This window comes from Actinotalea sp. JY-7885, assembly GCF_014525465.1.
Classification (GTDB): domain Bacteria; phylum Actinomycetota; class Actinomycetes; order Actinomycetales; family Cellulomonadaceae; genus Actinotalea.
This window is the reverse complement of record NZ_JACEXH010000136.1, coordinates 1-9,284: the sequence shown is the minus strand read 5'-3', so window position 1 is coordinate 9,284 and position 9,284 is coordinate 1. Positions and strand designations below refer to the sequence as shown.

At 73.2% G+C, this 9,284-nt stretch carries 9 protein-coding genes; 5 read left to right on the top strand and 4 right to left on the bottom strand.

Annotated elements, in window-relative coordinates; genetic code table 11:
* From IDM29_RS12255 to IDM29_RS12245, 3 genes are all read right to left on the bottom strand, one after another.
* Positions 1–1,065 (bottom strand): AMP-binding protein (locus tag IDM29_RS12255; protein ID WP_188037573.1); only part of this gene is annotated, 1,065 nt, incomplete at its 3' end.
* Positions 1,066–1,184: 119 nt separating this feature from the next.
* Positions 1,185–2,456, bottom strand: a complete 1,272-nt coding sequence (locus tag IDM29_RS12250) for an OFA family MFS transporter (protein ID WP_182111403.1) — start codon at positions 2,454–2,456, stop codon at positions 1,185–1,187.
* A gap of 1 nt (position 2,457) precedes the next feature.
* Complete coding sequence (locus tag IDM29_RS12245) at positions 2,458–4,077, bottom strand: acyl CoA:acetate/3-ketoacid CoA transferase (protein WP_182111402.1); 1,620 nt, start codon at positions 4,075–4,077, stop codon at positions 2,458–2,460.
* A gap of 194 nt (positions 4,078–4,271) precedes the next feature.
* Between IDM29_RS12245 and IDM29_RS12240 the strand changes: the two genes are divergently transcribed.
* The 5 genes from IDM29_RS12240 to IDM29_RS12220 are packed head-to-tail and all read left to right on the top strand — an operon-like array spanning position 4,272 to position 8,764.
* Positions 4,272–5,414 carry an acyl-CoA dehydrogenase family protein gene (locus IDM29_RS12240; RefSeq protein WP_182111401.1) on the top strand — a complete coding sequence of 381 codons (1,143 nt, stop codon included), beginning with the start codon at positions 4,272–4,274 and terminating at the stop codon, positions 5,412–5,414.
* Positions 5,415–5,454: 40 nt separating this feature from the next.
* On the top strand, positions 5,455–6,231 hold the full coding sequence (locus tag IDM29_RS12235) for an electron transfer flavoprotein beta subunit/FixA family protein (protein WP_182111400.1): 777 nt from the start codon (positions 5,455–5,457) through the stop codon (positions 6,229–6,231).
* A gap of 15 nt (positions 6,232–6,246) precedes the next feature.
* Positions 6,247–7,167 carry an electron transfer flavoprotein subunit alpha/FixB family protein gene (locus IDM29_RS12230; RefSeq protein WP_182111399.1) on the top strand — a complete coding sequence of 307 codons (921 nt, stop codon included), beginning with the start codon at positions 6,247–6,249 and terminating at the stop codon, positions 7,165–7,167.
* Positions 7,164–8,480 (top strand): FAD-dependent oxidoreductase, encoded by a 1,317-nt coding sequence (locus tag IDM29_RS12225; RefSeq protein WP_182111398.1) that lies wholly within the window; start codon positions 7,164–7,166, stop codon positions 8,478–8,480. The genes IDM29_RS12230 and IDM29_RS12225 overlap by 4 nt, the downstream gene beginning before the upstream one ends.
* On the top strand, positions 8,477–8,764 hold the full coding sequence (locus IDM29_RS12220) for a ferredoxin family protein (RefSeq protein ID WP_220457941.1): 288 nt from the start codon (positions 8,477–8,479) through the stop codon (positions 8,762–8,764). Before IDM29_RS12225 ends, IDM29_RS12220 begins: the two co-directional genes overlap by 4 nt.
* On the opposite strand, the gene IDM29_RS12215 is transcribed toward IDM29_RS12220, so the two are convergent.
* On the bottom strand, positions 8,745–9,284 hold a 540-nt coding region (locus IDM29_RS12215; protein WP_223148268.1), incomplete at its 5' end, for a hypothetical protein. The two genes, IDM29_RS12220 and IDM29_RS12215, sit on opposite strands and share 20 nt — an antisense overlap.

Sequence of the window (9,284 nt, the reverse complement as noted above, 5' to 3'; positions counted from 1 at the left end):
GCCGGCCGCGCCGGTCGCGCCGGCGGTGACGGGCGTGACGGCGCCGCTCACCGGGTCCGCCAGGCGCAGCGTCGTCCACGGCAGCGGGAGGCCGGCGGAGCCCGCCTTGGCGGTGGTCCAGCGCTGCGGCAGGTAGGTGGCTCCCGGCCCGGTCTCGCTCATGCCCCACGACTGCTGCAGGTGCATGCCGCGCGCCGCGAAGGTCCGCACGAGCGCCGGCGGCACCGGCGCGCCGGCGACGATCGCCGCCCGGACACCGGAGAGGTCCGCGACCTCGAACCCGGGGCACCGGGTGATCGCCCCGAACATCGCGGGCACCCCGAACACCGTGGTGGCGCCGCCGACGAGGTCCGCGAGCGAGCGCTCCGCGTCGAACGCCCGGCGGGACAGGACGGTGCCCCCGCGGACCAGCGTGCGCAGGACGAAGGCGTTGAGGCCCCCGATGTGGGACATCGGCGCCACGGCGAGGGCGACGTCGTCCGCGCGCGTGTCGAAGGTCGCGTCGATGTTGCGCGCGCTCCACCACAGGTTGCCATGGGTGAGCTGCACGCCCTTGGGCCGGCCGGAGGTGCCGGAGGTGTAGATGAGGACGGCCAGGTCGTCCGGGGCGCAGCGCGTGGGCTCGCCGTAGGGGTGCGCGTCGGCGTCGGCACCGAGGGCGCGGGGCGTCGCGTGGCCGTGCGGGACGAGGCTCAGGCCGGGTCGTGCGTGGGCGACGTCGCGGTAGACGTCCGCGAGGTCGTGGTCCACCAGGAGGGCGGACGGCTCGGCGTGGTCGAGCAGCGCACCGGCTTCCGCCGCGGAGAGCCGGAAGCCGAGCGGGACGAACACCGCCCCCGCGTGCGCGCTCGCGAGGAGGGTGACGAGCAGCTCGACGCTGTTGCGCCCGGCGTGCGCGACCCGGTCCCCGGGGCGTACCCCGGCCGCCGTCAGCTCGCCCGCCAGGGCGGCGGCGGCCGCCGCCACCTGCCTCGCGGTCCACCGCGCGTCCTCGTCGACGACGCTCGTGGCGCCCGGCGCGCGGTACGCGGCGTGCGCGAACGCGGCGGCGGGGCTGAGGTCCACGTCCACGTGCTCACTGCCTCTCGTGGTGACCGCGGTACGCGGCGGGCCTGGGATCCCGCCGCGCACCGCGGAGCTGGGTGCCGGCGCCGGCCGTGGGAGGACGGCCGGCGCCGGACAGGTCAGGCTCCCGTCGCCGCCGGAGCGCGGTCCGCCGGGGTGGCAGGCGTGTCCGTCGGCGTCGCCGGACGGCGGCTCACGCGGACCAGCACGAGCGTGAGCAGCAGGCCGACGACCGCGAGCGCGATCGCGATGATGAACGGCTTGGTGTAGTCGCCCTCCGCGCCCATGCTCGCGGCGATCCGCGGGGCGAAGAACGCGGCGACCGAGTACGCCGTGAACACGATCCCGTAGTTGATGCCCTGGAACCTGGGACCGAAGTTCTTCATGGTCAGCGCCGGGAAGATGCCCATGACACCGCCGAAGCACAGGCCCAGGCCGATGATGCCGATCGCGAAGCCGACCGTGGAGGACACGGTGACCAGCACGAGCATCGACAGGCCGACGACCGTGTAGATCAGCATCAGGCCGGTCGTGTAGCCGAGGCGGTCGGAGACCGCGCCCCAGACGATGCGACCGAGCATGTTGCAGGCGGCGTAGATCGACACGAACACGGCCGCGGTGGTGGCGCTCAGGCCGAACATCGCGCTCTGGCCGATGCCGGAGGCCTGCGAGGCGATCATGAGCCCGGAGAACGCGCCGACACCCATCATCAGGAAGATGAGGACGAACGCGGGCGTGCGCACCATGCCGGTCCACGGCAGGTTCACCTGGCCGCCGGCACCCGCCGGCGGTGTCCAGCCGGCCGGGGTGTAGCCCACGGGCGCGGCCCGCAGGAAGAGCGCGGCGACCACGACGACGACGGCGTACACGGCGCCCATCGCGACGAACGCCGTCGTGACGCCCGATCCCTTGATGATCGCCTGGGCCGCCGGGGCGGCGATCACCGAGGCGGCGCCCATGCCGCCGGTGATGAGTCCGGCCGCGAGCCCGCGCTTGTCCGGGAAGAGCTTCATCGTGTTGTTCAGGCAGCCCGAGTAGGCCAGGCCCTGCCCGAGGCCCGCGAGGACGCCGTAGCTCAGGTAGAGCATCGTGGTCGTCGTCGAGATGCCGGTGAGCATGAAGCCCGCCGCGAACATGAGGCCGCCGACGAGGATCGAGACGCGGGCGCCGCCCTTGTCGACGATCCACCCGCCCAGGATCATCGGGATCGGGCCGATCGCGGCGTTGATGGTGAACGCCATCATCACCTCGGGCATCGTCCAGCCGCGCAGGCCGCTCAGCGGCCCGGCGAAGACGGAGAACGAGTAGATCGCGCCCGTGCACATGAGGATCGCGACGGATCCCCAGAGCACGGCCCACCGGTTGATGGTGGGCGTGGCTGTCCGGGACATGTCAGGCCTTTCCGACGAGCGCGGGCGTCGGCGCCGGCGCGGAGGGGTACTGCGGGACGGGGGTACCGCTCACGTGGGCAGCCAGGCCGCCCCAGGTCTCGTGGAAGAGCTCGGCCGGCATCTGCCGCAGGTCCGGGGACACGGCCGGGACGAAGTCCATCTGGTCCAGGACGTCGGTCTGCAGGTCCACGCCGGGCGCGACCTCGATGACGGTCATGACGCCGTCGACCAGCTCGAAGACGACGCGCTCGGTGACGTAGAGGACGCGCTGACCGCGCTGCGCCGAGAACGGGCCGCTGAACGTGATCTGCTCGACCTGGCCGAGGAACTTGTGGGCCCGGCCCTCGGTGCGGATGCTCACCGCGCCGTCCGCGACCTCGACGTCGAGCCCGCCCGCGGTGAACGTCCCCGCGAAGACCAGGGTCTTGGCCGACTGGCAGATGTTGATGAAGCCGCCGCAGCCGGCGACGCGCGAGCCGAACTTCGACACGTTGACGTTGCCGACGGCGTCGGTCTGGGCGAGCCCGAGGACCGCCACGTCGAGGCCGCCGCCGTCGTAGAAGTCGAACTGCGCGTGCATGTCGACCAGGGCCTGGGGGTTGTACGCGTGCCCGAAGTCCTTGAGCCCGGCGGGCACGCCGCCGACGGCGCCGGCCTCGGTGGTCAGCATGATCTGGTCGCTGAGGCCCTCCTCCGCCACCACGACGCCGACGTCGGCGGGGATGCCCACGCCGAGGTTGAGCACGGTGCCGGGACGCAGCTCCATCGCGCAGCGTCGCGCGATGACCTTGCGCTCGGACAGCGCGAGCGGCGCGACGCCCGAGAGCGGGACGCGCAGCTGGCCGGAGAACGACGGGTTGTAGTGGGTGTTCTCGGTCTGGAAGTGGTTCTCCGGGGAGGAGACGACCAGGTAGTCCACGAGGATGCCCGGGACCTTGACGTCGTTCGGGTCCAGCGAGCCGGCCTTGGCGATCGACTCGACCTGGGCGATGACGATGCCACCGCTGTTGTGCGCCGCCTGCGCGATGGGCAGGACCTCCATCTTGAGGCCCTCGTGCGTGAGCGTGAGGTTGCCGTCCTCGTCGGCCACGGTGCCGCGGATCAGCGCGACGTTCACGGGGAACGAGGGGTAGAAGAGCCACTCCTCACCGGCGAGCTCGACCACCTGGACGAGGTCGTCGACCGAGGAGGGCGACATGCGCGCGCCCTCGACCCGGGGGTCGACGAACGTGCCGAGGCCGACCTTGGTGATCACGCCGGGGCGCTTGGCCGCGATCTCCCGGTAGAGCTGCGTGATGACGCCCTGGGGGAGGTTGTACGCCTCGCACCCGTCGGCCTCGATGAGGGCCGCGAGCTTCGGCGACGCGATCGCGATCCCGCCGATCCAGCGCTTGAGCAGGCCCTCGTGGCCCCAGTGGCTCATGCCCTTGTCGCGGCGGTTGCCGACGGCGCTCGCGTGCATGACCGTCAGGGCGCGCGGGGCGCCCGTGGCGAGGAAGCGCTGCTCGACGGCGGCGAGCGTCTCCTCGTTGACGCAGGCCAGGCCGAACCCGCTCAGTGCGACGGTGTCGCCGTCGGCGACGAGCTCTGCGGCCTCGGCCGCGGTGATGACGTGTGCCACGTCGTGTCCCTTCCTCGGAACGGTCGACGGAGGTCCGCCGAACGCTCCGTACTTTTCCGGACGGGCTGCGTCGGTAAACGGGACCATTGTCCTGAGAAGTGGTGGGGGGCAGCGGCCGACGATGGCTCCGGACGCCACGACGGCGGCCGGGCGCGGATCGAACGGGCGCCCCTGGGACTTGGAGAGGGACACCCATGGACTTCGGCCTGACGGACGAGCAGCAGCTGCTCCTGGAGAGCCTCGACGAGCTGCTCGAGCGCGAGTGCCCCGAGTCGTACATCGCCGACCTCGACCTCACGCACCAGCCGCCGACGTCGTTCCGCAAGGCGATGAACGAGGCCGGCTTCGGCTCGCTCGGCTTCCCCGAGGAGTTCGGCGGCACGCCCAGCGACGCGCTGACGCTCGTGATGCTCGCCGAGCGGGTCGCGCGGCAGGGGCTGAACAACGGCTACGGCCTCGAGCTGCTCCAGGCGATGGACATCCTGGAGTTCGGCTCGCACGAGCAGCAGCAGGAGATCCTCGGGCTCCTCGCCGCCGGCGACGTGCCCTTCGCGCTCGGCTTCACCGAGCCCGGCGCCGGCTCGGACAACGCGGCGATGGCCACGACGGCCGTGCACCACGACGGGATGGTGACCTTCAACGGCACCAAGACCCTCATCACCAACGCGCTGCAGTCGCGCTACCTGCTGCTCATGGCGAAGAACCCCGAGGTCGAGGACCGCCGCAAGGCCATCTCGATGTACCTCGTGCCGATGGACGCCCCGGGCGTCACCACGAACCGCCTGGACAAGATCGTCTGGCACATCTCGGACTCGTGCGAGATCTTCCTCGACGACGTCACGCTGCCGGAGAGCTGCCTGGTCGGGGTCAAGGGCAACGGCTTCAAGCAGCTCATGCGCAACTTCGAGCTCGAGCGGCTCGTCATCGCCGCCAACTGCCTCGGCATGGCGCAGTGCGCCTTCGACGACGCCGCCACCTACGCCGCGCAGCGCGTGCAGTTCGGCGTCCCGATCGGTTCCTTCCAGCTGATCCAGCTCAAGCTCACCGACATGGCGATCAAGCTCGAGAACATCCGCAACCTCGTCTACAAGACGGCGTGGATGGTCGACCAGGAGCTGCCGCTCAAGAGCCAGGGCGCGCTGTGCAAGCGCTACGCCGCGATGGCCGCCTTCGAGGTGGCCGACGAGGCGATGCAGATCTTCGGCGGCGTCGGCGTGACCGTCGGCACCCGCGTCTCGCGCCTGTGGCGCGACCTGCGCGGACACCGCTTCGGCGGCGGCACCGACGAGATCATGGTCCACATCGCCGGCCGGCAGATCGTCAAGGACCACAGCTGACGCACCGCGCCCGCCACAGCCACCTCCCGAGGAGAACCCCATGAAGATCGTCGTCGCCTACAAGTGGGCGCCCAACCCCCAGCACGTCGAGGTCCGCCCCGACGGCACCGTCGACCCGAGCCGCGCCAAGGCCTCGGTCAGCGAGTACGACCCCGTCGCCTTCGAGCTCGCCCGCGCGCTCGCCGACACCACCGGTGACGAGGTGGTCGGCCTCACCGTCGGCGACGCGTCCATCGACACCCCGCTCGGCCGCAAGGCCGCGCTCTCGCGCGGCCTGGACCGGCTCGTGGTCGTGGCCGACGACGCCCTGGCCGGCGCCGACGGCACCCGCCTCGCGGCGGTGCTCGCCGCGGCGGTCCGCAGCCTCGGCGACGTCCGCGTCGTCCTGACGGGCGACTCGTCGATCGACGTCGCCGCCGGTCAGGTCCCCATGACGCTCGCCGGGCACCTCGGCTGGCTCGGGCTGACGTCCGTCTCGTCGGTCGTGCCGCAGGACGGCGGCCTCGTCGTCGAGCGCGAGGCGCCGGCCGGCGTCGTGACCCTCGCGGTGAGCGGTCCGGCCGTGCTCGCGACCACGACGGACGCCGTCGTGCCGCGGGTCCCGGGCATGAAGGACATCCTCGGCGCCGCCAAGAAGCCCGTCCAGGTGCTGCCGCTCGCCGAGCTCGACGTGCCGGCCCCCGGCACCGTCGTCACCACCGTGGGCACCGCCCGCCCGGCCGCCGGCGACCGCCGCGGCATCGTCCTGGACGGCAGCGACCCGGCCGCCGCCGCCACCGAGCTGGTCGGCGCCCTGCGCCAGGCCGGCGTCCTGTAGGAAGTGAGCGTCACCATGAGCAACTCCACCCAGGCCCTGGTCCTCGTCGCCGACGAGCCGGCCGTCACCGGGCTCGTCACCACGGCCCGCACCCTCGCGACCGAGGTCGTCGCCGTGGTCGCCGGACGCCGCGAGGTCGCGGACGCCGTCGCCCCCGCCGTCGACCGCGTCCTGTGGCTTCCCCTGCCCGACGGCCTGCCCGTCGAGGCGCTCGCGTCCGAGGTGGCGCGCGTCGTCGCCGAGGCCGCACCGCGCGGCGTCGTCGGCGCCACCACCGGCGCGGGGCGTGCCCTGCTCGGTGCCGTCGCGGCCCGGGTCGGCGCGCCGGTGCTCCAGGGTGTCACCGCCGTCGAGTCCGGCGAGCAGGTCGTCGTCACGCACGGCGTGCTCGGCGGCATCAGCGAGCACCGCAGCGCCGTCGAGGGCGTCGTCGTGCTCGCCGTCGGTCCCGGCGCCGTCGCCGAGGCCGGTGCCGCGGCGCCCGTCGAGGAGGTGGCCGTCGCGCCGCTGACGGGCGTCACGATCACCGACGTGCGCACCAAGGAGCGGGCGGACGTCGACCTGGGCGCCGCGCGGACCGTGGTCGCGGTCGGCCGCGGCCTCAAGGCCCGCGAGGACGTCGCGCTGATCGAGGACCTCACGCGCGCGCTCGGCGGTGAGCTGGCGTGCTCGCGTCCCCTCGCCGAGGGCGTCGACTGGCTCGCCAAGGAGCGGTACATCGGCATCTCGGGCCAGCACGTCTCGCCCGCGCTGTACGTGGCCGTCGGCATCTCGGGTCAGCTCCAGCACATGGTCGGCGTGCGGGACGCGGGCGTCGTCGTCGCGGTGAACTCGGACCGCGACGCGCCGATCTTCGCCCAGTGCGACTACGGCATCGTCGGCGACCTCTACCAGGTGGTGCCGGCCCTCACGGCGGCCGTCGGGGCGACGTCGTGAGCGAGGTCGCCGAGCCGGACTTCGACGTCGCCGTCGTCGGCGCGGGCCCGGCCGGCGCCGTCGCGGCGTACCGGATGGCGTCCGCCGGGCTGTCCGTCGTGCTCATCGAGCGCGGCGAGACGCCCGGGTCGAAGAACCTCTCGGGCGGCGTGCTCTACGGCCGCGTGCTCGACGAGGTCTTCCCGGGCTTCGCGGACGAGGCGCCCGTCGAGCGGCGCATCACGCGCCACGTGACGACGTTCCTCACGCCGGACTCGGCGGTCGGGATCGACTACAGCGGCCAGGGTCTGGCCGACCCGGTCAACGCGGTCACGGTGCTGCGGGCGAAGTTCGACCCGTGGCTCGCCGGCAAGGCCGAGGAGGCCGGGGCGTTCCTCATGCCCGGCGTGCGCGTCGACACCCTGCTCACCGAGCCGGGGCCCGACGGCGCGCCGCGGGTGGTCGGGGTCCAGGCGGGCGACGACCAGCTGCGCGCTCGCGTCGTGGTGGCCGCCGACGGTGTGAACTCCTTCCTCGCGCGGAGCATCGGCCTGCGGCCGAAGGAGCCGACGAACCACATGGCCGTCGGCGTCAAGGCCGTCATGGCCCTGCCGCGCCAGACGATCGAGGACCGGTTCGGCGTCACGGGGGACCAGGGCGCCGCGCACGCGATCGTCGGTGACTGCACGCTCGGGATCGGAGGCGGCGGGTTCCTGTACACCAACACGACCTCGCTGTCGGTCGGTGTCGTGCTGCGGCTCGACGACCTCGTGCGCTCGGGCCGGACGTCGGCCGAGGTGTTCGAGCACTACCTCCAGCACCCCGGGCTCGCGCCGTACCTCCGCGGTGCGGAGATGGTCGAGTACGGCGCCCACGTGGTCGCCGAGGGCGGGCTCGCGATGGTGGGCGAGGTCGCCACCCACGGCATGCTCGTGGTGGGGGAGGCCGCGGGCCTGACCATCAACAGCGGGCTGACCGTGCGGGGCATGGACCTGGCGATCGGGTCCGGCCTCGCGGCGGCGGACGCCGTGGTCGAGGCGCTGGCCGCGGGCGACGTCTCGCGCGAGGGGCTGGCCGGCTACCGGCGCCGCCTCGAGGAGAGCTTCGTCATGAAGGACATGCGGACCTATGGCAAGGCGCCGAAGTTCCTCGAGCGCACCGGCATGTACGGCGCCTACGGCGAGCTCGCGGCGAGCATCTTCCACGACGTCTTCGCGCTGGACGGGACGCCCCGGCGTCACCTCGTCCAGACGGCGAAGGCGGCCTTCTCCCGGTCGCCGGTGACCCTCCGGCAGCTGGTCAGCGACGGATGGGCAGGAGTGAGGGCACTGTGAGCACCCCGATGACGGTTCCCGAGCGGCTCGCCCGCACGACCTTCACGATCGACGAGGAGGAGTCGCACATCGCCATCGACCAGGAGCTGTGCCGCAGCACCGGGACGGACAAGGCGATCATCGCGGTGTGCCCGGCCGGGGTGTACAGCGAGCAGGACGGCCGCGTCGTCGCCGACTACGCCGCCTGCGTCGAGTGCGGCACGTGCCTGGCCGTGGCGGCGCCCGGCGCGCTGCGGTGGCACTACCCGCGCGGCGGCTTCGGCGTCAGCTACCGGGAGGGGTAGGCGCGGAGCCGGCGTGCGCCACCGCGGCGAGCTGGGCGTCCACGAGCCGGGAGACGTACTCCGGCATCGTGCGGTGCACCCGCTCGAGGAGCTCGGGCGGCGTCACGAGGACGTGCATGAGGATGGCGCCCTCGACCGCGTCGAGGAGCTGCACGGCGGAGGCCCCCGCCGGCAGCTCGCCGTCGCGGATCGCGTCCTCGACGCGGTGGCGCTCGTCCAGCACGAACGTGGTGATCGCGTCGTGGCGGATCTCCGCGAACACCGTGGGGTGGGCGCGGGCCTCGACGTACAGGCGCAGCATCGCCAGGCCGAACGGTCCGAGGTAGAGCTGCGCGCGCCGCAGTCCGTGCGCGACGAGGTAGTCGCGCACGGACTGCGGCGCGTCGTCGTCGGTGGCGTCGGACGCGTCGCCGTCGGACGCGTCGTCGGCAGCCGGGTCGGCGGCGGGGGCGGCGTCGGGCGCGTCCTCGGCAGGGCGGTCGGGCTCGCCCCCGGCGGGGCGCGGGGCGTCGGCCGGCTC

Bases quoted from the DNA above. Each gene is read 5' to 3' on its own strand.
- IDM29_RS12250 (WP_182111403.1), bottom strand. From the start codon at position 2,456: ATGTCCCGGACAGCCACGCCCACCATCAACCGGTGGGCCGTGCTCTGG.
- IDM29_RS12240 (WP_182111401.1), top strand. From the start codon at position 4,272: ATGGACTTCGGCCTGACGGACGAGCAGCAGCTGCTCCTGGAGAGCCTC.
- IDM29_RS12235 (WP_182111400.1), top strand. From the start codon at position 5,455: ATGAAGATCGTCGTCGCCTACAAGTGGGCGCCCAACCCCCAGCACGTC.
- IDM29_RS12230 (WP_182111399.1), top strand. From the start codon at position 6,247: ATGAGCAACTCCACCCAGGCCCTGGTCCTCGTCGCCGACGAGCCGGCC.